Consider the following 24,838-nt stretch of genomic DNA (forward strand, 5'->3'; position numbering starts at 1 on the left):
TGCACTTTATGTAATTGAATGAGAATGAATTTTTTTACCCTACATTTCGCGTCAATTTTGGGAATTCATTTCTCCGAGAGATGTAGACATGAACACGACCATTTTTGGTTTTTAGGCTTCTTTGAGAAATTATGATCCTGAAAAGGGAAATATCAGATTAACAGTTGGTATTTACTATAAAGCACATTAAAATTATTAAATTTAATTATATTAATTGAGATTTAAATCACAATAATGAGGTGCGGAATGACGGCTTTACCATTATCAGGAATAGTTGTTGTTGATTTAACGCGGCATAGAGCTGGCCCAGTCACATCACGACTACTGGGTGACTGGGGAGCCGAAATTATCAAGATTGAGGAACCTACCGATAAAGGTGACAGTATGGGGGGTACTCGTGAAGGTTTTGATTACCAAAACCTTCATAGAAATAAAAAAAGTTTATCAGTTAATTTGAAAACAAAGCAAGGACAAGGGATTCTCCAGCGTTTGGTTCGTAAGGCTGATATAGTGCTTGAAAATTTTAGACCTGAAGTTAAGTTTCGTTTAGGTGTCGATTATGAATCTTTGAAAAAAATTAATCCTCGTATTATATGCGGCAGCATTAGCGGCTTTGGGCAAAATGGCCCTTATAGTTCTCGACCAGCAGTTGATCAAATAGTACAAGGCATGTCAGGACTTATGTCTGTGACAGGTACTCAAGAAAGCGGCGCGCTCAGGACTGGTGTTGCTATTGCTGATATTAGCTCAGGCATGAATCTAGCTCAGGCAGTTTTACTGGCACTATATCATCGAGAAAAAACAGGTGAAGGACAGTGGGTATATACTTCACTTCTTGAATCAACTTTAGCTATCATGGACTTCCAAGTCGCTCGATGGCTTGCCGATGGCAAAACACCGGAGCTTATGGGTAATGACCATCCGACATTAATGCCCACTGGTGTCGTAAGAACTAAGGATAGCGAAATAAATATCGCTGCCGCAGAAGATGAAAAATTCCAAAAGTTATGTCATCTACTTGATATAGAGGAAGTTTATTTGAATCCTCAATATTCAGATATCTATAATCGTTCAAAAAACAGAAAGCAGCTTATGGATGAAATTCAAGCTGTAACACGGAAATTCGAGAGTCAACAGCTAATACAAATTCTAAACGATAATGGGATACCAAGTGGTTACATCTATGATGTAGCACAAGCTATGTCCGATCCGCAAATTCAGTATTTGAAGATAAAATGTTCTATTAAACACCCATTATTAGGTGATTTGACTCTGGTAGGTCAACCTATGCATCTAAGCGCCTTTTCTGACTTTGATACAGTACGCAATCCTGCCCCAGAACATGGGCAACATACAGAAAATTTATTAAAAAATTTCCTTGGTTTTGATAATGATGAAATTGCATCGTTTCGCAAAATAGAAGTTATCTAGAAACAATAAGATAGTAAATATATACCCTATGGATTTCAAGATACATCGCGACGGCAAGGGAACGAATCCCTGGGAGCATAGATAACTATGTGACTGGGGTGAGAGAGCGCAGCCAACAAAGAGGCAACTTGAAAGATGACAGGTATATTTAATTAATAGAGATGAGACAATGAATGCAACATACAGTGAAATATATAGTTTTTGGTCAATAAAATCTTTTATAAAGCTATTTTTATTATGGCTAGCTGGTGCAGGAACGCGTTTGACAATATTGGCGACTCCACCAATCATTTCTGACATCCATCACGATCTAAATTTAACTGAAACTCAAGTTGGGATTATTTCTGGATTGCCAGCCGTCTTATTTGCAGGTACCGCAATTCTCGGCTCTCTATTAATTGCAAGAACGAGCGCAATAAAGACTCTTATCATTGGTTTGCTGATTACCAGTTTAGGTTCTGCATTCCGTGGAGCAGCAAATGATATAATTATCATGTATACGGCGACAATGATAACAGGGTTGGGGGTTGCTTTTATGCAACCTGCATTACCTTCCATTGTGAAGGATTGGTTTCCAAAACATATTGTGATTGCAACGGCTATTTATGTTAATGGCCTTCTTCTTGGAGGAGAAGTTATTCCTGTTGCAGTGACAAAATCTATTTTATTACCCATGTTAGGATCTTGGCGACTTACATATGTTTTTTGGGCTGCGATAACATTAATAATTGCAATTTTCATATACCAATTAGCACCTAAAAATAAACATGAAACAATATCGATAAATAAAAATATAAAGTGGGCTCCAGAATGGAATAACATTATATTATGGAAGTTAGGATTAATGATGGGATGTGTAAATGCAACATATTTTGCAACCAATTTTTTTATTCCACGTTACTTACATGAAGCTAATTTTGAGGATTTAACATCTATTTCTTTGGTTGCTTTAAATTTAGGACAAATCCCGGCCTCTATTATTCTTATGATAACAAGTTCCACCGTAGCAAAACTACGATATCCATATTTGATATCAGGAATAGGATTAATTGCATCTTTTAGCAGCATTATGTACTTTGGTACTGAATATATGATTATCAGTTCAGCATTCATCGGCTTTTTTTCTGCTATCGTTTTAATACTCATGTTAGGACTACCTAGTATGATTAGCGAGCCACATGAGGTACATAGATCTACTTCACTAATGTTAACAATTGGTTATACTTGTGCGGTTATAACACCAGTCATTAGTGGTTTATCATGGGATATTTCAGGAAATCCAAGTTATGTATTTCTTCCTATGATGATATGTTCAATCATCTTGTTTATTTCAGCAATAAAAAGACCAATAATAAACAAAGTTATAAAAAATAAAATTTAAAACCTGTAAGTGATAATTTTGGAGATAAAATAAAATGAGTGATAGAATTAAATATACCATACGTAAATTAACTCCATACTTTTGTGCAGAAATACGTGATATCAAACTAAATGAGCCATTAAATAAAGATATAATAAAAACCATTGAATCAGATCTTGAAGAACATGAAGTATTGGTATTTCCGGATCAAGATCTCACATCAGAAGATTTAATGCGTATAGGGAGATATTTTGGCCAGTTAACTGTACACCCTTTTGCAGAGAACAGTGAAAAAAATCCAGAATTAATAGTATTTGATTATAAGGATGGTAATCCGCCTGTATTAACAGATCGCTGGCATTCAGATGAAACATATAAACTTTGCCCCCCTATGGCTACAATGCTCTATTCAAGAATTGTTCCTGAAATAGGCGGCGATACTTGTTTTAGCAGTATGACAACTGCTTATGATTTTCTTTCAATAAAAACTCAAGATTTCATCCGAGGGTTGGAAGCTATACATGATTTTTCATCGTATAAATATCTTTTTCCAGACACAGAAGAAGGTAAAAAACTATTGCAAAAGAAAGAGTTGGAATATCCTCCAATCGCCCATCCAGTTGTTCGAATTCATCCAAAAACGAAAAAGAAAACCCTATTTGTTAACCAAAATTACACTCGTTATATCAGAAATATGGATCAACGAGATAGTGATGCGCTACTGACACAATTATTTAATACAACATCAGTACTTGAATATCAATATAGGCACCATTGGAAACCAAACATGTTAGTCATGTGGGATAATCGCTCTGTACAGCATGCTGCTGTTCATGATTACTATCCAAATCGCCGATATATGGAGCGGGTGACTATCGCAGGCGATCAACCAATTAGTGAGTCGGAACCTGCAAGTGCTGAACAATTGCGTAAATTTAAAGTGCCAGCATATAACCATAACGATTCACGCCGTGCTAAACGTCAATTCGAGATTGAAAGTTAGTCCTAACTTAACAAAGGGATGCTTAAAGTCCCTTTTTACTTTTCACCTGATGTATTGGTTAATAAAATGAATTCTACAATAAAGTTGAGTGTCCAAGATACAATTAGATGTGCAAAGATATCATCTTTGCACATAAAAATATTACTTTTGTGTTTAAGCATTCTCATTTTAGATGGTTTCGATACTGCGCTGATCGGTTATATTTCTCCTGCTATTGTTGATAGTTGGGGGACTTCAAAAACAGACCTTGGAATTGCGATGAGTTCAGCATTGGTTGGTTTATCTGTGGGAGCCATAACATCAGGTCCTATATCAGACAAACTAGGGCGTAAACCTGTTATTGTAATTTCTGTTTTCATGCTTGGAATTTGTAGTATTGCAACGATATTTTCTACAACTGTCTACCAATTATCATTCTGGCGTTTATTAACCGGAATAGGTATTGGAGCTGCTATGTCTAATGCCTTGACATTGATTTCTGAATACGCACCAGAAAATAGAAAGTCACTTATGGTTAACTCTGTATTTTGTGGGTTTCCCTTTGGAGCAGCTATGGGAGGTATTATTGGTTCCTTCATGATTCCCAATTTTGGTTGGGAGAGTATGCTAGTTATTGGCGGAATTATCCCTATACTTTTAGTTGTCCCACTTATTTTCATTCTTCCAGAATCAGTTTTATTTTTGATTAATAAAAACAAATCAGAAGAAAAAATAAATAAAATTTGCAAAAAAATAGTTGGTGAAAATTATAATAAAATAGATTTCTCAAAATTAAATCTTGTCGAAAAACAAAAAATAAAACCTATTAATGAAATTTTATCCCATGAATATTTATCATCAACCTTGCTTCTTTGGAACGCATATTTTATGGGATTATTAATATTCTATGTTGTCACAAATTGGATGCCTACACTTATCAAAGACTCCGGTTTTGAATTAAGTTATGCAACTATTTTAACTGCTTTATTTCCTTTAGGTGGTGGAATTGGGACGATAATATCAGGAATTATCATGGATAAGTTATCTCCTCATAAGACAGTATCATTTAACTATCTTATGACTGGTATTTTGCTCTTCTCTATAGGGTATGTGGATAATATAATCAGTTTAGGAATATTAATCCTCTTAGCCGGAACGACAATGAATAGTGCGCAAGCATCTATGGGAACAATAGCTACACTTCATTACCCTACAACCTCCAGAGCGACAGGTGTATCATGGATGCTTGGAATTGGTCGTGCAGGAGGGATATTAGGTGCGATGTTTGGAGCATGGCTAATGCAACTAGGATTAGGCTATCGAGGGATACTTATGACTTTATTCATTCCATCTGCTATTGCATCTATTGCATTACTTAGTTTACTTATAGTATTAAACAATAAAAATACTAAAACATTTTCATCATAAATTATATTGTATTTATACCCAATGGATTTCAAGATGTCCTTATTGCCAATTTCTTCGTAGATTGAAATTATATCACTTTATACATAGGTAAAAATTTTTCCTACCAAATGTGCTTTTCTGGGACCAATTTCTTTGACATAACTCCCCTTCCCAAAGGTTTATCGAACGTTGAAAGAGAAACCACAATACAATATTGCAGTTATCCCTCAACAACACCATCATCATGCCCCCGTAATAACGGGGAGCATTTCTACTCCAGCTATCATCTAAAACCTGAATCTGGTTTATCCCCATATCACACATTTCATCATAACTACTCTCGATTGCTGGAATTGAGAAGGATAATTTAGGAATCAGAAATTTCGGCGGTTTCGGCTTAGAATCCCTTGATGATGCTCACTATCTGTCATAGACTTATGTGCATATTTTATACGCATAGATGAGATGTCTGATGAAAATACAATACATCTCAACCGTAAAACGAAAACGATCTGGTAAACGTGGTACAAATGTTTATTTAACCGCTGAATTGGTAGATCAAGCCCGTGATTTAGGGATCAACTTATCAGCGACACTAGACAAAATGTTGTCCGATGTTGTTCGTGAGAAAAGAAGACAGCAATGGAAAGCTGAAAACAAAGCCGATATCCACGCTTTCAATGAATTTGAGCGTGATGCAGGGCTATTTACCGATGATGATGAATACAGGGTTATTTAATGGTCCTTTTGTTATATTAATTTTAATCTATTTTTTTAACATTAACCCGAATAAAGGGTTATCAATAACAGGGAGAACGGCAATATCGAATTTGTCTGGCTCCGGCAAAAAATCAATATCCATTAATGCAGCAAATCGTGATATTGCTAAACAGGCGTCTTCAATATCGTCGGCGTAAGCCACCCTCCCAAATTCGTGTTCATCCAGTATCACAAATCGGCGATTACGCGTGTTAAACAGCACATAACCGACCACATCTGGATCTTTTTCAATTAGCTCCAACGTCTCAAGTTCTTTCTGAAATTTTCTTAGTTGCTTCTTTTTCATTACAAATTTCCGTTAGTTATCCGAAGCCATTCTATTACGTATCAAAGCTCGATAAACCGTTGGCCTCGATACCGAAAAAAGCGCTGCCAAATCACTGTTCGAATACTATCCGGTATCGACATGCCCAAACCTCAGATTTATTAATCTGCCTGAAAATTGTGGTCAAGGCGGCAGTGAATTGCCCTTTCCCCGTAATAACAGGGAGCATTTCCACTTCAACTATCATCTAAAACCTGAATCTGGTTTATCCCAATCAATTCAGGGAACTTTAAGCCTTTATGTCAATGACCTTTCCGGATGACGGTTGATCCCCGTAGATTACGGGGAACAAGTTGTAACAAATGACGATAGCTCTGTATTTAGCGGTTTACCCCCGTAGAAACAGGGAACAAGTCTATCTTCTGCCAGCTAAAACGCTAGCTGTTCGGTTTATCCCCGTCAATAACAGGGAACACGCTTCCAACCTCTAAAACACAACAGTATCAGTTTGGTTCACCCCCGTGGAACACAAGGAACACCGCTTACTACCGATTTTATCACTGTTACTGTCCGGTTTATCCCCATAGAGGCAGGGAGCATCAGGAAAGCCGATTATCAGCGTCATTTTCACACGGTTTATCCCCGTTAATACAGGGAATACATCTTTAACTTTACAACTATTTGGAGCACTGCTAGGTCCATCCCCGTCAGTACAGGGAACATTTAGTCAACATGGTAAAACATCACTCATGCCGCGGTTTATCCCCGCAAATGCAGGGAACACTTAAATCCTCTCGTTGACGAGATACATCGAGTTTGGGTCACCCCGATAACGGAGGTCAGGAACATCCACTAACACGACATACCCGTTATCTTTCAAGTTGCCTCTTTGTTGGCTGCGCTCACTCACCGCAGTCACATAGTTCGCTATGCTCTTGGGGATTCGCTCCCTTGCCGTCGCGATGCATCTTGAAATCCATAGGGTACATCCTATCATTAATTATAGCGGTTTATCCCATTAAACACAGGGAACATATTCTGTCTGGTTCAAATGTGTACCAAAATTCAGGTTCATCCCCACAGACGTGAGGAACACGGTAATTATTTTATCCATATTTCCGTAAGTAGCGACTACTCCCTCTACTCTACAGAATGATATTAATTAGCAATATCACTTTTTACCATGCTTTTGAAATGTAACACAAACACTTAACAACCTCGAATGTGCCACCTTTACCTTTAACATCCATATCCCAATACAACAAAGAATATTGCATTACGAGCTCCGACAAAAATAAATTTCCATTACACTGATCTGATTAGCATCAATCCGCATCCCATCGCTTTAGCACGACCAAAGCCTTTTGCATACTGTTCCAAATATAGCTCACCATTGGTCACCGTCAAAAGTCCTTGGAAATCAACACTGGAAAATTGTATTTTCTGCCCCTGCTTTTTTACGCTTCGATGCTGGGTATAACCTTCAACATCCAGTAAATCGTCAAACTGAATGCCCCACTGCTGCATACGACGACTATTCAACAACCAATTACGGGCAGCATTATCCATCATGGCTTTTATTTTCCCCTGCTCCGTTTCACCTTGCTGCCTTGCCAGAAACTTAGCATGCATCAAGACATCATGACGCTGACGTTTTCCAGAAGGATCGGTAATACAGATTGTTGGATTAACGCGTAATTTGAAAGCTAAACGTTGCCCCTCCTTCAATTGAGGATAAAATGCTTTCGTTTCCACCTCAAACAATGGCGACTCAGTTTGAGGTGATGTTTTAGATAAAACATAGAATACGGGTAATCCCATTATTCCAAGCTCTTCCCGAAATAGAAATTGACGTTTTTCGTCTGACGAAAACAATTTCCATAACAATTGATGAGAAGTATAAACGCCATTCGCACCCAGTTTTGCTAATATATTTGCTGTTTGACTCGATTGCCGAAGCACAACTTTAGACAAATACATCAACACCCTCCTCGACAGAAAGTTGATACATAGTACGTTGCCGGAATTGCCAACGCGCCCGGTTAATCGGCTCATCCCAAGGATGGCTGATTAAGACATTTGAAGAGCTCATTTCATCTTTATTCCCCTCCCAAAAATAAGTCACAATACCATTTGCGCCTAGCCATAATTTATCCTCTCTATCAGAATGAATCAGCGGTGGAAAAGGGATATCCAACGCTGTTTTCAATGCCGATGACGTAATGAGTTTAGGGCAGAGAGGTAAAGCAAGCGGGCAAGATTTACGTCCAAGATGCAAGATAAATACGGGTTTAAGCAAAGCATCCCGTAATTGTTCAAGCGTAAAACCAGTGTGTTCAGTTAATGTAATAGCAACGATCCAAATACCATCGCAACGATAATCACGATTAGACAGGATGGTATTCAGTTTATCTGACCTTAATTCACTTTTACGGTTCTGATGAACCACATTATTATTGTGCGTCGGCACTTGCGTCGTATGATAATCACGCATTAAAGAGCCAGGAACTGTCTGTTTAATTGCAATTAACACACTTTTTTGTAATTTTGCTAATTCAGACTCATTATCTCGTCGAATACCTAACGCGGCGCCTAATAATCCCAAAATCGCCGAGCGACCCGGATACAATTCCGTCGGCCTCTCTCCTCCAACCGCAGGTTGGCCCCAACTTGCCATCGGGCCATATAATCGGAAGACTAAATATGCTTTCATTTCACCCCCATTACCGTACAACAAATTCAAGTAGCTCGGTCAAAGTTCCTTCCCCGGTGAATGTGTTGAATTTATAGCGAGCATCGGCACAAGTACCGTAAACCAGATCAATATTGTGCATTTGGCTTTCTAATGCATTAATTGCCGATGGCCCTTGGTCGCTGTCATTAATAGGTTTTAAAAATGCAACGGATAAAGAACGAGGTTGTTGTTCGCCTTTTTCAGCGAGAGCAAAACTGGCATAAGCACGAGAAGCGAAACTATTTTGTTTACCCGCAGGCGATACTTTCACAGCGGCTTCTGTTAATGCTTTAATCGCTTTATTAGCAAGAGTTTCATCGCCATCCAAATTTTTTATTAATTGCGTTTTATTAATGCAGATATAACTGTAAAACAGCGCAGCGGCAAAACCCAATTCCCCGATATGGGCCGACCCGGTATCTTCCTTACCATCATTTAAATCATCCACCGCGGTAAAATAATCATCTTCAATAACCACACTATGCACACTAATAGCATGAGCGACCTGACAGGCGGCCTCGACGTTAAACGCAGGACTTGAAGCTAACATCCGACCAAACAAAGCAATATCCACCGCCGTTTGTTTAGTTTTTAATAAATTAAGCTCTTCGGCTGTTGGTCCCCGGTTTTCTTCCGCCAGCATCTCAATTAACGACATGACAGATCGTTGTTCTGCCGGGCTGATATGCGCCAATTGTTCAATTTCTAAAGCATCTTTTTTTGTTTTTCCAAAAACACCGGCAATCGTTGTAGCCAATGCTTTCGCGGATTTTTCTTTCATTCCAGCACTGACCAAAGCATCAAATACCTTAATACCAAATCGCTTGGTGCGAATACCAATATTCTCTGATAACACCTGTTCAAATAATTCAGAGGTACGCCAGTGGCGTTTTAAACTTTGAGAACTCACACGTAAACGTTCAAAACCGCCCATTCTCGCTGTTTTAGGCCGGCCTAAATCATCTCGATTCAGATTAGATGGCGCATAGGAAGTTAATAAGTGTAATTGAATAAACTGACTCATAATAATCATCCTAAACTCAATTAATGAAAATCCGATAAATCAACCGATTTACCACTCGCTGCACGGTAATAATCCATAACCCACTTCACCTTGATACGCTTATCCGCCTTACATGGCCGTAATTGTCCATATTCAGCGAACCATTCCTCAATGTCCCGCGCTAGAGCCAAAACAGAAATATTGCCTTTAACTTTCTGTAAAACTTGACGTAATCGACGTAGTAATTCGTTCGGTGTTTTAGCATTTTGTAATTGTGAAAATCTTAATTCACTGACAACCGGTTTATTTCCTCCTCCTTTCTTACCCGCCGCTACTGCCAATGTAATATCACTGTTGTTTTTAACATAAACTAATGTTGCCGCCATCGTGGCCCAATATTCTAATTTCACTGGATTATCCGATAAGCTAATTTCATCCGGCAAACTAAACCATAAATCCCGAAAACCTTCAGTTAACATAGCCATCTCAACGTTTTCACAGCGCTTTAACTGGGCTTTATAAGTAAAAGGAGCAGGAATAATACCTTTCTCTTTTAACTGCTTCGGTGACATAAACATACTTTGCCACCAACGCAACAATATGACTTCGATCTTACTGTCCATTACATTTCCTCTTGACCAGAGCGAATATGGTGATTGGTAATAAATGTGTTGATCTCTTTTAAAGCTTTTTGTCCATATAGCCCGCTGATTAGCTGTTGACGCGCTTTCATACGTTTTACCATTGAACGCTCATTACCCAATTCAGATAAAGCAACATATTCATCAAATAAATCTCTACAGAAACGACGCAAGGTATTAAGCCAATGTTTAGCCTGCTCTGGTGTCAGAAAAGGCGCCTCCAAACGTCTATTACTAATAAGTTGATGCACCACTGAAAAAAACAGGGATTCACTTTGTTGCCAAAAAGCCAAGTCAATAAAAGAAATGTCGCCTTTCACATCCGCAGGCTTTTCAAACCAAGCCGCTTTTATTTGATTCCGGCATAGCCAAATCATATTGGTTGCCAATTTTTGCAGCTCTTTGACTTGATATAGAATCTTTTCCTGCTGTTCTGGTAAGACAAAAAACAACGGCACAGTGACAGAATACCAACAACGTGCTTTCATATTATCCATATCGTAGCCAAACACCCACAGACGAGGCATTGCCCTTCGCAGTTCAGCAAAATGACAACATAAAGCATAAAAATGGCTTACGACCGGCGCACAACGTTGCCCTCTCTCATGGCTGGTAAATACCAAAGCATCCCAAATTTTATACGTCACCCCTCCAGGTTGGCCTTTAATAGATAAATGTTGTGTCGATTTTTTCAGATCCCATTTATAGGGCGTTAACGGATGAGTCCAATTACCGGAATAATTGCCGCCGTAGTTTTGTGTCCGATATTCAAAGACAGTGAATGCAGAATATTTACCTGAAATTTTGCAAACATCTTCGCCCTTTTCCACCACAAGACGTATACGTCTCGGCATTGCCCAATACATATGTAAGGGATGCACATCCTCAGCATAAATTTCTGTCCCTTCATTAACACTCACTTTTGTTGGCGCTAACCAGGGAAAAACCTGAGCACTGGTTAAATCAGGTTCTGAATAATGCCATTCACTTCGGCTAATAACGTTTAACCACAGTTTTTGCCATAATGTGGTATCCGTTTGTTGCGGCACTATTAACGTGGTTAATGGCCCTCCGCCTCGTAATCCTACCCGATGGCCCACTCCTCCTGACGGCGCATTAATTTGTAAGGTAAACAGCGCCAGAGCCGCCATTTCAAGAGACATCACGTCTCCGATGCCACGTTTAACAAAATGATCCGTATTAAGTCTTAAACCATTCGCTCCCGGCGCTTCAATTAATAATCCAGCGACAGTAGTTGATTTTACTGTTTGCAGCGGATCAAAATCCTGCATAAAAAGGGGCCCTGTACCGGTAACATTGAAGGCATGCGTCACTTTATTAAAAGCTTGTTGTAATACCTTTTTATCAGGCGATACTTCATATAGAGCATGCCATTGATATTTATCTTCTGGCGCAAAAACGGTTTGTAATAAACCAATGGCAAATTGACAAGCTGCTCCCTGAAAATCAGCTCGCGGTAAAGCAAAGTCCATAACATCATGATCACATATCGCATTAATAGGCAGTACTTTTTCACTACCATCACGTAATCGAAAGGGCAACCACGGGTCCTGAACTAAGTTCATAACACCTCCTGCTTTTATCTTTCACAAAAGCCTATTGTTGAAGAATAAGTAAAATTCGGATCTTGCTCTGGCAACCAAGGTTGCAAATATCTAATTTGGTAATATCTCTGTTGCAAGGCATTGAGAGCGGGTATTAACTCTGTCGGAATTGGAGCTAATTTATTTGCATACTTATTTCTGGATAATTTAATCGTACTCAGCGACACTGAAAATTCGCCTGAATTTACCCAAGGCACCAGTTGCCTTACACCACTTTTTTTCAGTAATAACACCTCAACAGTTTCAATATCACTGTAGCGAGCATTAATATCGGCATCATCTTCATACCAATGATCAGCACTGCGATCACAATAACCATATAATTGCCACTGTAACCAAAAAGATTTAGCTTTGGTTGTCTGGCTTCGCTCCTCGTTAATGAATTCATTATCTTGGTGTTTTAATACTTCAGGCGCTTGCTCATAAGCATGACCATAAACCGCTTCAATTAATTGGCGAGTTTCCGCAGGCATACGTATAGCCCCCAATTTTCTCAACACGCGCATGCTTAACCACAGACGTGCAGGCGAGCGATAAACACATTGCGTGTTACGGAAATTATAGCTTAGCCAATCTGAACCAGGTTGCTCCCGCCATTCAGGCGCGTGAACAAACAATATTGGCGCAGGGCGTGAATCTTTAATACCCCATCGATAAATACCATCACTATCGCGAGTATGACGATGCAAACGCCCGGCTCGCTGAATAAGATCATCAATAGGACAAATATCTGAAATCATGACATCGGCATCAGTATCTAAACTTTCCTGAAATATTTGTGTGGCGATTAATGCTTTGCCCCGCCGCATTTCACCCTGACTATTTTTACCAAAAATAGTCAGGACATGATTTTCAATCTCTTTTCGATGCTGAAAAATAAACTGGCTATGAAATAATAAACAGCGCTCAGGTTCAGTCAGCAAACTTTGCAATGTCTGATAAGCGTCAATAACATCATCAACGGTATTTCTTATCCAAACGACACATTGCCCTTGTACAATGGCGGCTAATACCTTTTCAACACAACTGCCAAAGCTATTTAAGAAATCAACTTTAACTTCCCGGCTAACATCTTTTCGGCTTGATAACGGTTGTTCAATAACAGGCGATATGGCATTTAAACTTATTTTTGTCGCTAAAGGAAAATCCGTTTTTTGCAATAATTGAGAACTTAGCCCACCCGCATTCAGCCAAATATCCGTTAAACGCTGCCGCTGTTTAAAGGTCAATGTTGCTGTCAACAAAATGGCTGAACCACCCTGATAAAGGTGCAGCGCTAATAAATTTTCCAATAAATTAAACATAAATTCATCAGCGGCATGGACTTCATCAACGATAAGCACTTTACGATTAAGCCCAAATAATCTCAGTGATTGATAACGCCTTGGTAATATCGCCAATAAAGCCTGATCAATCGCTCCTATGCCAATAGGCGCTAACAGAGCCTGTTTACGTGGATCAGCTAACCATTGATTGCACTGCGCTGAAGAAGGAATATCTGTTTTACCATAATTTCTATCTGGATGACCTAACGCTAAAACAGGTTCACGAAATTGATTATTCACCTCCCGCATACCATGAGCTAAAACGATATTGGGTTTACTGTCATCCGCTATCGATAGCATTTGCTGATAATGTTTAGCAATTCGGCTAAATATCGCATTAGAAGACGCCATTGTAGGCAAACCAAAATAAAAACCATCAGCGGCTTTTGCCTGCATCAAACGATGTGTCAGCGCAAGCGCCGCTTCTGTTTTACCTGCCCCAGTCACATCTTCCAAAATAAATAGTTGAGGAGAACTATCTACAGATATTGATTCGGCCCACTGTTGCAACGGTGTTGCGGCAAAACCGTAATATTCCTGGATAGAAATAAACGGCTTAACGACCGGCGCCTTACCTAAATTGGTCGCCATAACCGCTTTTTTTGCCATTGCTTGCGCATGTCGCCAATAATCTGTTAATGGCATAGGTTCGGATTGATAGGTAAAATAATGATTATCAGAACCAATCCAATCCGCCAATATTGCAATACCGGCAAACTGCCAACTCACTTGTTCCAATCGCCGTCGCCACTCTTTAGATTGTAATTTTTCAATGGGAAATTCAGGTTGAAATAATTCAACCAAATGATGAGCAAAGAGTGTGGCAGCAGTAAGATTATGAGGTTCAATAAAATGTTTAATCGCTTTATAGTGTGTTTTATCAATGGGCTGGCCGTGATGCCCTAATACACAATCCATGAATACCATTAAGGTATCAAACATTTCTCGCTGTTCTCTTCGCTCGACACCTTCAATATTAACCAGCCTATTAAGTAACTCCGGTTTGATATTTTCCCAGAAATATAACCCTATACGATCATGACAAAAATAACGGCCGCCAGACTCTTTAGAGCAATCTGGTCGATGCAGACCGACCGCCAGACCGGGAAGTAATTTTTGAAAAGCAGATGCAAATTTACCAATATCGTGCAAAGCCAATATAAAAGAGACCATGCTTTGTAGCTGCTGGGTAGATAACGCTAGAAAATTAGCAAGATCTCTAGTTAACGATCTTTCTAAAGAGAGTAACTGCATTCCTACCGCAGCAACATCCAAACAATGGTAAGGAAGCAGATGATAATCTGCACTATCAACCTCTAAAACTCGCTTCGCCTTACCCCAGTATTGAAAATAAATTGGCATTTCCATCTGAAATCCTTACTTAAACATCTGTTTTACCTATTTTTAGAACATAATGCGAAAATTTAGATCAGAAAAATACTAGTTTCTGTTTTTTTAGGATAATTCTGTATAAAAACTCATTACCTAAACAGATGAATCTTTGGCCGACCTCTGAACATAAGCCAGAATTAAAGTGACATCATAGCGCAAGGAACAGTTTGAGCGGGTAGCCAATCTATATTCATCCATTTGATAAATAAAGATAATTACATGTAATGTCGGTACTCGTTTTACCAAAGTTCATTTACACTGATAACCCTGCGTATATGATGTCAGGCCAAGGTGGGATGAAAATACTGGCGGGTGTTTAACGATGTCAATTACAATTATTTCGTAAATCGATTTTAATCCTCATCTTTACAAATTTAAGCCCTGATGCGACGACATAACGAAAGAACTAATTAATAGCTTTTCTAAGATAACGGCGTAATTAACCCGGAAATTTTTTATGGTCATTCGACCATTCAATAGCGAGAATACAAAGACTATCGGTGTTTTCCCTGCCATTTTTCAAATTGCGCAGGTCGGAGGCCATACCTTGCTAAAACACCTTCATGCAATCGCCGTAATTCCTCAATAACCAATGCTTTTAATGTGTCATGCTAAGAAGAATTGCTTAAATAAATCTGAGATAGCTCGGGAAATTATCCGATCTATCCGCTACCGGATCTGATATTTCCTCCGTAGCGATAACATAGCGGCGGCTTCGACCTTCACCCAACATCCGTACTTTGTTATCTTCAACAAGTTTCCCCAACCAACGTTGAACAGTCCTTCCAAGAACGGAGAGATGCTCCGCCAATAAATCCGAAACAGACATCGGTTGTGATGCAACACATAAGGTCTCATAAATATCAGTTATTAAACTCATAGCGAACAATAGATTCTAGTAAAAATATGGCGCGATTATGGCGCAATTCAGATTAATCGCGCCACTTTTGTGCCGCCAAATATGGCGCGATTTAAAATCATCTTACTATTTCAAATAGATAGAGTGATTTTTTGTACCCGCATTATTAATCTCTCTTAGACTAATATATACTTGTTCGATATATTTAAGGATATTTACCTAAGCATAAATGCGAACACTCAAGCCATATTTATAGAAATAGAACAACAATATTGCTCTGTAATTATTAAGAAATATTAAAACAACTCCCAATTTTTATACTAGTGTTCCTATAAATATTAATCACAAAGTTAACAACTACTCCTAACTCCAGCTTTATTAGTTTGGACATAATCTCTTTTTCCAAACCCTAAATTTAAAAAAGTTGCCTTTTTATTCGAATTGACTTATATTTAACCCATGCTAGCGACTAGGAGTATCTCCAGTCAGCAATGTTAGCCTCTACGAGCCTTTATGTAATGTTACTCTTGTACTGCCCTTCTTCATAAACCTGAAAAGGGTATGTACAGGTAGTAAATTTCAAAGAGAACGAGCCTTTTGTGAATACTCCTGATAATCCCATTACTCCTAAGAGTAAAAAAATACTTAAACTGGAAACAATTTTCAGCATCGCATTTCATGAAAAGACTAAATTAGATGATTTTTTATCCTTTAATATTAAAAGTGAATATAAAAAATTAGAATACAACGGACGTATAATTTATCATCCTTCAACTAAGCTTAAAAGCTACCACAAATTTATTAATGATTTTATTCTTTTCCATTTAAACATTAATAAAGAGGTAGTTTATTCATATAGAAAAGGAAGTAGTACTTATGAAGCAGTAAAAAAGCATTCTGATAAAAAATGGTTTTTCAACACAGACATTAATAATTTTTTCTCAAGCATCACTAAAAATTTCGCAAGAGAAGTGTTAGAAAATAACACCTCAGCGATCCCTATTATTGACATACAAGAATATTATGACAGAATATTGGAATTCATAATTGTCGATGATATATTACCAATTGGTTTTTCAACCTCGCCAGCATTCAGCAATGCGTGTCTATACAAATTTGATAACAACATCCAAGATTATTGTTCAGAAAACAACTTAATTTACACCAGATATTCTGATGACATAATAATATCATCAGATAATAAAGAAATAATTCATAGTATTTACACAACAGTATCCAATTTCCTCAGCAAAGAGAATAATGGTAATTTTTCTTTAAATAAATATAAAACAAAGATCGTTAATAAAGGAAATAAAGTAAAACTTCTTGGTATGGTTGTGCTACCTTCCGGAAAAGTTACTGTTGATATAAAAATAAAGAAAAAAATTGAATATTTAATTTACTTTTATATCACTGATAAAGATAAATTCAAAGATGCTATTGGTAAAGATATAGATAAAGGGATTGAGATGATTTCAGGAAACCTTAATCATATAAATACTATTGATAAAAGTTATTTAAACAAGCTCAGAAAAAAATACGGCAATGTTATAATCGATATGTTTTTCCATAAGAATGTATTCTAAGATATGAACATTACAATTAATATTTCAAAAGTGCAACACATTAATGAAATGAGTTTTTCATTAGATTTAACAAAAAATAAAATTACATGCATTGTAGGAAAAAATGGTATTGGAAAAACCACATTTATAAAATCAATTAAAAATTTACAATCAGCCGATATATTCATAAAAACATCATCACGTTATATCTTTAATCAAGAAAGCAGAATAGAATATTTGATAAATAATGATGTCATAACTTATATTTATAATAGTAACCTAAAAGTTATTGATACAAAATCAATTGTTCCTGAAGAAGTAAAATCTAACATATTTGTTGAACTACCGATTCCCTATGGGGATAGATTCAATAGTTTTCCAACATTAAGTAAAATCGACTCAGATTTAAGAAAGTGCATAGCTTTTCAAACCTATGAGGTTCCCAGTGAGCTTATTAAAATGTTAAATTCAGTTTATAAAACTGATGTCTATAAAAACTTAAAATCTTTTAAAGTTAAACAAAATAATTACTACTTTCGACTTAACGAAAATGGATATTATATACGGGAAGATTATTTTAGTTCAGGCGAATTTTTCATCATCAACCTTTATAGGATGATTGAATCTAAAAGAAAATACATCATTATTGATGAAATTGATATTTCTTTAGATTCCTCAGCACAAGTAGAATTAGTAAATTTACTTAGAGAATTTTGCGATAAATATAATTTAAATATCATTTTTACAACCCATTCCTTGGCATTAATGAAAACACTTAATGATGATGAGCTTTATTATATGTATAGAGAAGGCAATAAGACCATGATATCAAAGAGATCTTATAACTTCATTAAAAGCTCTCTTTTTGCCTTTAAAGGCTGGGATAAATATATTCTAACTGAAGATGAAACTTTGCAAGATTACTTAGAATATATCATAGACAGAAATAATAATTCTTATTTTTATAAATATAAAATAATATATATTGGAGGAGCCACCAACGTTGTTAATCTTATGAAAAGGAATGAAAAAGAAGAATTTCTAACAAAACCTGAAAATGTAATTTGTGTTTTAGATGGCGATCAAGCCCATTTAAAGCACGTTTATAAGAATTCTAATGTGTATTGTATTCCATTTCAAAGCATTGAAAAAGATATCTATTCTGCTTATCAAACTGATCTAACAATTCCAAGAGTAACAGTTACCGCTACTAAAGAATTAGAAAAAAAAGTATATAAAGCTCTTGTAAAAACCTATAATAACGGCTGGTCAAAGGCTACCATATTTAATTATCTAGATAAAAAAATGCCACTTGAGAGTGAGATTTTTAAAAAAATAATCATAGATTTTTTAAAAGCTAAATAATACAAATCATTTATAAAAACATCAATATCATAAATGGACATTAAAATAGATACCCATCGATTTTCTATTTATACGTATAGGTATCTGTAATCCCTAACCAGATATATAAAGTCGCTATATTATCATTAAAAAATCTGGAGTAAAAAGTGTGAATCTAACTAAATCTATATTCATAAATTTAATTTTTTATGATGAGATCTACCTTTTTGCTCCAGGCTATAACCTTTTAACATAAAAGAAGAATATTCATAACATCACCATATTATATTGAACCGTTCGCATATTATTTATAAACGAATACGAAACTGAACAAATACTGCAAATTTTGCGACAGAAAAAAGTTTATGCTATCTATAATGATTAAATACCTTCGTATAATATACAACTAATCTTTAAAAGCTAACTTTCATCATCAATAATATTGTTATAAAAGCGATATTCAGGGACTTTAGCTTCATTAATCGTGCCAATTCTTACCGGTAAATGACCATACGAATGACATAATAATTTTATATAATTCCAATACTCCCTCTCTGTTTCTATATGCTCTATCAGTGGATCAAAAGCACCATCATAAACTTCAACATTTAATTCTCTATCATCATTAATTCCATTAATATTTACACTGTTATTCTCTTGTTGATTAATATACTCTTTATTATCCCTTTCGTGATTCATATTTCCGCGATCTATAATTTCCAGCATCTCTTTTATCATTTCTAAGCTGTGGCAAGCTGTTTGCGGTGAATTGTAAAATAAGCCATCATTAAAAATAGCTTCCATCAATTCATAAAACGCGAACGAGGTTGTTCCCTGTATATATTTGATATTTCTATTATCATATATACCAAAACATTTATCATTCAAAATATCTGTATTATTATCATCATAGCCAATTAATATTTGCCTGTCACTGGCAATGACGGGGATGTTTTTAATTTCGTGGATATATTCACTGATACTGTAATGCTCTTTATCTCCTTTTCTATAACCCGATGCCATACAAACTGATTCAATATTAAAATATTTTGTTGGCGTATGTTCACGATTAAAATATTCAGACAACTTTTCATTATCTTTCATATCTTTTCGCTGATATACCCGATGAACCGATGTGATTCTCTGAATACTGATCCAATCAAATATCGGTTCTTCTTGCGAAGGTTTTCTAATCTCTGCAATATAAGCGGCAATATCAATTTCTAACCAAGTGCTTAGCATAGCCTGCCACGGCTCTATCGCGAGAAATATATTTGATATTGTCACCCCTTTTTCTATTATGACTTTATTTCTGAAATATTTCAGGAAAAAGAATGGATCATTTTTCCCTAGCTGTTCCTGAACTGATAACATCGGTACAGCGATTGTCATATCGTAATCTGAACGAAATCTCAGAATCGAATCAACACAAATAATTAAAGTACCTTCCATCTTATCCCTCGTTCATTTAAGATTTTAATATATTAACCACCGTAATTCTTGTATATATAATCCTTTATTATAGTCATATATCTGGATTTTGCTATTTTTGAACGTCAGATTTGTCATTCTAGCTTCCTACATTACATCAATATTAAAAGATAGTTACATGATATATTAGGCACACATCAATAAACACGACACCATATTACTTTATCCTAAACCTAAAATTATTAAAAATTTTTCCTTGTGAAAATATTTTTAATATTAAATTCAATCCGAAATTATTTAAATCCTCGATCCCTGTTTAAGGTTCTTATAATTTATCCCTGTCAATCACGATCAAAACTACAAATTAATTCATTAATTTGCTATAAAGCAAATAAAAATGCATTTGACCAGCCGCTTCGCATTCATTATTTATTGGTAACGGAAAGCAATTACCTGTAACATACCAAAATGATAATGATTTGCATTTACATTGATAGCATGGCGTGAAAATGACCGTTAATGTTTCAGACACTCAACAGATCCAGTGCATGTACATCCACAATCATGATTGGCTATTTCGTTGGCTTAAGCACCGTCTTAACTGCGATGAAACTGCCGCAGACCTGGCTCAAGATACTTTTGTTAAATTACTTCGTTCACCTTTACCACAGCAACTCAATGAACCCCGTGCCTACATCGTCACCATTGCCAAGGGGTTGATGGTTAACTGGTACCGTCGCCGCTCACTTGAGCAGTCTTATCTGGATTTACTCGTCAGTCTGCCTGAACCGCTTATTCCCGCACCAGAGCAAAAACTTATCATCCTCGAAACACTTCAAGAAATTGATATCATGCTCAGTCAACTCCCCACGCCAGTGCAAACTGTCTTTTTACTTTCCCAGATAGAAGGAATGAAGTATGAAGATATTGCAAATCAGATGAATATTTCACTGTCCACAGTAAAACGTTATATGAAACAAGGCTTTTATCAATGCCTGATAGCGATGGCATAAGAGGGATTGGAATGGCCTCCACTGATACATCTTCTTCATCAAGTACACCTTCTGAAACAATACTTGCCGAAGCCGCAGAATGGCTGACCATTTTACATGATAGCCATGCCAGCGAAGCTGATCGGAATGCCTGCGCCGCCTGGTGTGCTCAAAGTCCAGAACATGTTCAAGCCTGGGAACGGGCGCAATGTCTGTTAGCACGCCTCCATCATTTACCACCGCATATCGCCTCACCTCTGTTAAACAACAAACAAGCCCTTTCCCGCCGAGAAGCCATCAGAAAACTCACACTCATGTTGTTAATACCGGCTGGCGCATCATCACTCTTCTGGCAATCTGATCAATTTCAGCTTCTCACTGGCGATTATCACACCAAAACAGGGCAGATTCAGCGCTGGTCATTGCCAGACAACAGTCAACTGACGTTAAATACCCAAAGCTCAACAGATATTCATTATGACGATACCCAACGGCTTATTCGTCTAAAGCTAGGGGAAATCTATATTGAAACCCATCAAGATAGCCGTCATCCGGCTCGCCCATTCAAAATACAAACCAAACAAGGCGCTATTGTGGCATTGGGCACAAAATTCAGCGTCCGCCAACAAGCTTCACACACTCAGGTGGAAATCGTAGAAGGAGCAGTTCGCATTACGCCAGATAACGGTTTGCCACACATACTCTATGCTGGAGAAGCAACCCATTTCACTCAATTTGCCGTTGCTCCACAACATCCTCGGTCAGTAACTTCATTGAGCTGGCTACAGGGCATGATAGTCGCTGATAACTTGCCGCTGGCAACAGTGGTTAACGAACTGAACCGCTATCGCTCCGGTGTCATTCGTTGTGACGATACGGTAGCTAATTTACGAGTCTCTGGCGCTTTTCCCATACGAGATACGGATCTGGCGCTGCATATGCTATTACAAACCCATCCGCTCTCAATACGCAGCCTGACCCGCTATTGGATTACCCTCTATTCGCCCGGTTAATAAAAATAATCATTTTTACTGACACTTTTTTCAATCTCATACGGCATAGAAATAAAAGAAGCTTAAAAAGTTATGGGGAACTTACTATGCCATATCATGTTGACTGCCAAGATTCACAACCACGTTGGCAGAAAAAGTATTTAGTCGCACTGTTATTGCCTTTAATACTGCTACCGGCACGTCCCCTTTATGCCGCCACACCAGCAGATACACTTTATTCCGTTCATATTCCACCAAGTTCATTAGGCAATTCTTTGTCCCACTTTGCAGCTCAAACCGGTACAGCGCTCTCCTTCGATCCAAATTTAACCCACGGGCTAACAGCACCTTCATTAAACGGCAGTTTTACTGCTCATCAAGGTTTAGCACAACTGCTTACAGGTAGTCGTTTACAACTGTCCCAACGTGCCGATGGCAGTTATACCTTGGTAAAAATGACAAAGAATATGACCAACAAAGGGGTAATCGTCCTAAATCCCCTTACGGTATCAGGCAATCGCGGATACGCAGGTAATGAACCATTGCGGTTCGGCAGTACCACCATCAAAGGTAAAGATATTGAAAAATTCGGCGTGATCCATCCCGTTGATATTTTCAAAACAACACCGGGGGTATTATCCGGCGAAGCACGTAGTTCAGGCAGTCTCGATGTGAATATCCGGGGCCTGCAAGGACAAGGCCGAGTCTTAACCACCGTTGATGGCGCATCTAACCAAACCGCGCTCTACCGCGGTTATCAAGGTGTCTCCAACCGTTCCTTTATTGATCCCGATTTCATTGGCCGGGTAGATATCAGTAAAGGCCCGACAGGAAAAGGTGGTATGGGAGCCATTGGCGGCACTGTGGAGATAAAAACCATTGAAGCCAGTGATATCCTACTTGATGGACAAAAGGCAGGACTGCGCCTGAAAGGAAGTCTGTTGAGCAACCATTCCAATCCTGACGATTATGAGCGCAACGACTGGCCTTCCCCATCAAGAACCTCTCTTTTCGACGCTAAGAATCGCACCGGGAGTATTGTTTTCGCGATAGCCGAACCTTCCTATGAATTGCTGTTTGGCGCTTCTCAGCGCAAGCGAGGCAATTACCATTCGGGTAAACACGGACCGGGCGCGAAGGAACGTGGAATGCCAGGCTATTTATGTGAAAGTGATCCACAAGATTGCTACATTCCACAATTCAGTGAACAAATGGCAGGTTATTCGTTGTATGCAATGGGAGATGCCGTCCCAAATACTTCTGAAAATAGCCAGTCATTACTGGGTAAAGGAAAAGTTCGTTTTGGCGATGGTCATGAAATCTCCGCTATCGTTAGCCATTACCAAAATCTCTACGGAGAATCCTATGTCGCGGATATGGCAAACCTGAGCCAAACATTTATGATATTGGAACAGGGGCCGCTGACACGGCTCAACATGAACAGGCACAACCTCAATTATAAATGGGAACCTGCATCAAACCCCTGGATTAATTTGGATATCGGAGTATGGCAAACACGCGTTAACGATCGCCCTCGAACCGCAAATAATACCCTCGGTGACAAAAAATTCATGCGTACAATAGGGATGAATTTGAGTAACACTTCATTATTTGCGCTTTCAATGCAAGATATTGAGTTGAACTACGGCGCCAGCTTTATTCGTGAACGCACTGGCCCAAGCGCGGGTAAATGGAAATATGCCGTTAATCGGGAAGGAGAGCGTCAAGAAGGCCGTTTTTTCCTGAACGGAAATTATATGCTTGCCGACCGTTTGACCCTAATGGGTGGATGGGATGTTAAATCCTATCGGATCGAAGATGACAGTCCAGCTCGTCCGGGTAGCTCTTGGTTACCACAGCTCACCTCTGGGAAAGTAAACAATAAGCGAGACCATGCTCACGGTTATTGGGTAGGTACTAAGCTTGAACTTAATCATGAAACAGCGCTGCATGCCAAATATGCCTATGCCCCACGTTTTCCATCAATGGTTGAAGGTATTCGTGGCTATATGATGAGTGTTGACGACCATATAAAACCTGAAATTGCAAAAAATATCGAAGTCGGGCTGACATCACGCTTCCAGAATGTCATTGCTCAAAATGATAGCTTCGATATCGCAATGTCCTACTTTGATAACCGGGTAAAGGACTATATCAGCCGCTCATGGATGGATGATTATTGGAGTATGTACATCAGTAATATTAAAGAAGCAAAATTTGCCGGATTGGAATTGGCGAGTGTTTACCATAGCGATCACTTTGATGCGCGTTTATCGATGAATTACTACACAAAAGTCAAATTCTGTACGGCAAATGAAGGATGCGTCGCACGTAGCCTCCCTTCGGATTATGCGACTAATCACATTCCGCCTAAATATGCGGTATCACTCGATCTGACACAGCGGTTTTTAAATGACAATGTATCTGCTAACGTCAGAGTTTCTCATTATGGTCAAAGATCTGTCCCGGCAGCAAAACCGGGCCGAGGTTCTGCGCCCCTGCTAGCACCCATTATCTGGCGGCCTGCAACTGTGGCAGATATCTCTCTGACTGCCCGTATAAATAAGCATGTCGAGTTTGAGTTTGGAGTGGATAATGTGTTCGACAAATATTATATCCAGCCTCTCAGCCTCGGCTATATCCCTTCACCGGGCAGAACGTTTCGGGCCGGAATTACGACTTATTTTTAAATCTATTTATTTTTAAATCC

Annotated in this window: 19 protein-coding genes; 10 read left to right on the forward strand and 9 right to left on the reverse strand. The window is 38.1% G+C overall.

The features are described from left to right. Positions 1–246 precede the first annotated feature (246 nt). The 5 genes from OO184_RS13895 (at position 247) to OO184_RS13915 (ending at position 5,919) form a co-directional block, all read left to right on the forward strand. Positions 247–1,431 (forward strand): CaiB/BaiF CoA transferase family protein, encoded by a 1,185-nt coding sequence (locus OO184_RS13895; protein WP_265379701.1) that lies wholly within the window; start codon positions 247–249, stop codon positions 1,429–1,431. Between the two features lie 169 nt (positions 1,432–1,600). Further along, complete coding sequence (locus OO184_RS13900) at positions 1,601–2,812, forward strand: MFS transporter (protein WP_265379702.1); 1,212 nt, start codon at positions 1,601–1,603, stop codon at positions 2,810–2,812. A gap of 34 nt (positions 2,813–2,846) precedes the next feature. Continuing rightward, positions 2,847–3,794 carry a TauD/TfdA dioxygenase family protein gene (locus tag OO184_RS13905; protein ID WP_049585800.1) on the forward strand — a complete coding sequence of 316 codons (948 nt, stop codon included), beginning with the start codon at positions 2,847–2,849 and terminating at the stop codon, positions 3,792–3,794. A gap of 66 nt (positions 3,795–3,860) precedes the next feature. Beyond that, complete coding sequence (locus tag OO184_RS13910) at positions 3,861–5,201, forward strand: MFS transporter (RefSeq protein ID WP_265379703.1); 1,341 nt, start codon at positions 3,861–3,863, stop codon at positions 5,199–5,201. A gap of 451 nt (positions 5,202–5,652) precedes the next feature. Further along, positions 5,653–5,919, forward strand: coding sequence for a type II toxin-antitoxin system CcdA family antitoxin (locus OO184_RS13915; RefSeq protein ID WP_265379704.1), 267 nt, complete (start codon positions 5,653–5,655; stop codon positions 5,917–5,919). A gap of 27 nt (positions 5,920–5,946) precedes the next feature. Here OO184_RS13915 and OO184_RS13920 read toward each other — a convergent pair whose 3' ends face one another. The 8 genes from OO184_RS13920 to OO184_RS13955 all read right to left on the reverse strand — a co-directional run bounded on the left by OO184_RS13920 (position 5,947) and on the right by OO184_RS13955 (position 15,825). Next, positions 5,947–6,246 carry a hypothetical protein gene (locus tag OO184_RS13920; RefSeq protein ID WP_265379705.1) on the reverse strand — a complete coding sequence of 100 codons (300 nt, stop codon included), beginning with the start codon at positions 6,244–6,246 and terminating at the stop codon, positions 5,947–5,949. A 1,284-nt stretch (positions 6,247–7,530) separates the two neighbouring features. After that, positions 7,531–8,205, reverse strand: a complete 675-nt coding sequence (cas6e, locus tag OO184_RS13925) for a type I-E CRISPR-associated protein Cas6/Cse3/CasE (RefSeq protein ID WP_265379706.1) — start codon at positions 8,203–8,205, stop codon at positions 7,531–7,533. Further along, positions 8,192–8,938: a type I-E CRISPR-associated protein Cas5/CasD gene (gene cas5e / locus OO184_RS13930; RefSeq protein ID WP_265379707.1), complete on the reverse strand. Its 747-nt coding sequence runs from the start codon at positions 8,936–8,938 to the stop codon at positions 8,192–8,194. Before cas5e ends, cas6e begins: the two co-directional genes overlap by 14 nt. Before the next feature lie 10 nt (positions 8,939–8,948). Next, entirely contained in the window at positions 8,949–9,983 is a 1,035-nt protein-coding gene (cas7e, locus tag OO184_RS13935; protein WP_265379708.1) for a type I-E CRISPR-associated protein Cas7/Cse4/CasC, read from the reverse strand. A gap of 20 nt (positions 9,984–10,003) precedes the next feature. Further along, positions 10,004–10,585 carry a type I-E CRISPR-associated protein Cse2/CasB gene (gene casB / locus OO184_RS13940; protein WP_265379709.1) on the reverse strand — a complete coding sequence of 194 codons (582 nt, stop codon included), beginning with the start codon at positions 10,583–10,585 and terminating at the stop codon, positions 10,004–10,006. Next, positions 10,585–12,189, reverse strand: coding sequence for a type I-E CRISPR-associated protein Cse1/CasA (gene casA / locus OO184_RS13945; RefSeq protein ID WP_265379710.1), 1,605 nt, complete (start codon positions 12,187–12,189; stop codon positions 10,585–10,587). Before casA ends, casB begins: the two co-directional genes overlap by 1 nt. 14 nt (positions 12,190–12,203) lie before the next feature. After that, the gene (gene cas3 / locus OO184_RS13950) at positions 12,204–14,921 is read right to left on the reverse strand and encodes a CRISPR-associated helicase Cas3' (protein WP_265379711.1); all 2,718 of its coding nucleotides are present in this window, start codon (positions 14,919–14,921) and stop codon (positions 12,204–12,206) included. 649 nt (positions 14,922–15,570) lie between these two features. Next, the gene (locus tag OO184_RS13955) at positions 15,571–15,825 is read right to left on the reverse strand and encodes a hypothetical protein (protein WP_265379712.1); all 255 of its coding nucleotides are present in this window, start codon (positions 15,823–15,825) and stop codon (positions 15,571–15,573) included. Between the two features lie 578 nt (positions 15,826–16,403). On the opposite strand from OO184_RS13955, the gene OO184_RS13960 reads away from it, so the two are divergent. Both OO184_RS13960 and OO184_RS13965 read left to right on the forward strand, forming a co-directional pair. Further along, positions 16,404–17,390, forward strand: a complete 987-nt coding sequence (locus tag OO184_RS13960; protein ID WP_265379713.1) for a reverse transcriptase domain-containing protein — start codon at positions 16,404–16,406, stop codon at positions 17,388–17,390. Positions 17,391–17,393: 3 nt separating this feature from the next. Next, positions 17,394–18,734: an ATP-dependent nuclease gene (locus OO184_RS13965; protein ID WP_132347799.1), complete on the forward strand. Its 1,341-nt coding sequence runs from the start codon at positions 17,394–17,396 to the stop codon at positions 18,732–18,734. Between the two features lie 399 nt (positions 18,735–19,133). On the opposite strand, the gene OO184_RS13970 is transcribed toward OO184_RS13965, so the two are convergent. After that, the gene (locus tag OO184_RS13970) at positions 19,134–20,165 is read right to left on the reverse strand and encodes a hypothetical protein (RefSeq protein WP_265379714.1); all 1,032 of its coding nucleotides are present in this window, start codon (positions 20,163–20,165) and stop codon (positions 19,134–19,136) included. 488 nt (positions 20,166–20,653) lie between these two features. Between OO184_RS13970 and OO184_RS13975 the strand changes: the two genes are divergently transcribed. The 3 genes from OO184_RS13975 (at position 20,654) to OO184_RS13985 (ending at position 24,818) form a co-directional block, all read left to right on the forward strand. After that, the gene (locus OO184_RS13975; protein ID WP_192900889.1) at positions 20,654–21,157 is read left to right on the forward strand and encodes a sigma-70 family RNA polymerase sigma factor; all 504 of its coding nucleotides are present in this window, start codon (positions 20,654–20,656) and stop codon (positions 21,155–21,157) included. An 11-nt stretch (positions 21,158–21,168) separates the two neighbouring features. Continuing rightward, the gene (locus OO184_RS13980; protein WP_265379715.1) at positions 21,169–22,149 is read left to right on the forward strand and encodes a FecR domain-containing protein; all 981 of its coding nucleotides are present in this window, start codon (positions 21,169–21,171) and stop codon (positions 22,147–22,149) included. Positions 22,150–22,235: 86 nt separating this feature from the next. Further along, positions 22,236–24,818: a TonB-dependent receptor gene (locus tag OO184_RS13985; RefSeq protein WP_265379716.1), complete on the forward strand. Its 2,583-nt coding sequence runs from the start codon at positions 22,236–22,238 to the stop codon at positions 24,816–24,818. Positions 24,819–24,838 lie beyond the last annotated feature (20 nt).

It is taken from the genome of Photorhabdus aballayi, from assembly GCF_026153155.1.
Classification (GTDB): Bacteria; Pseudomonadota; Gammaproteobacteria; order Enterobacterales; family Enterobacteriaceae; genus Photorhabdus; species Photorhabdus luminescens.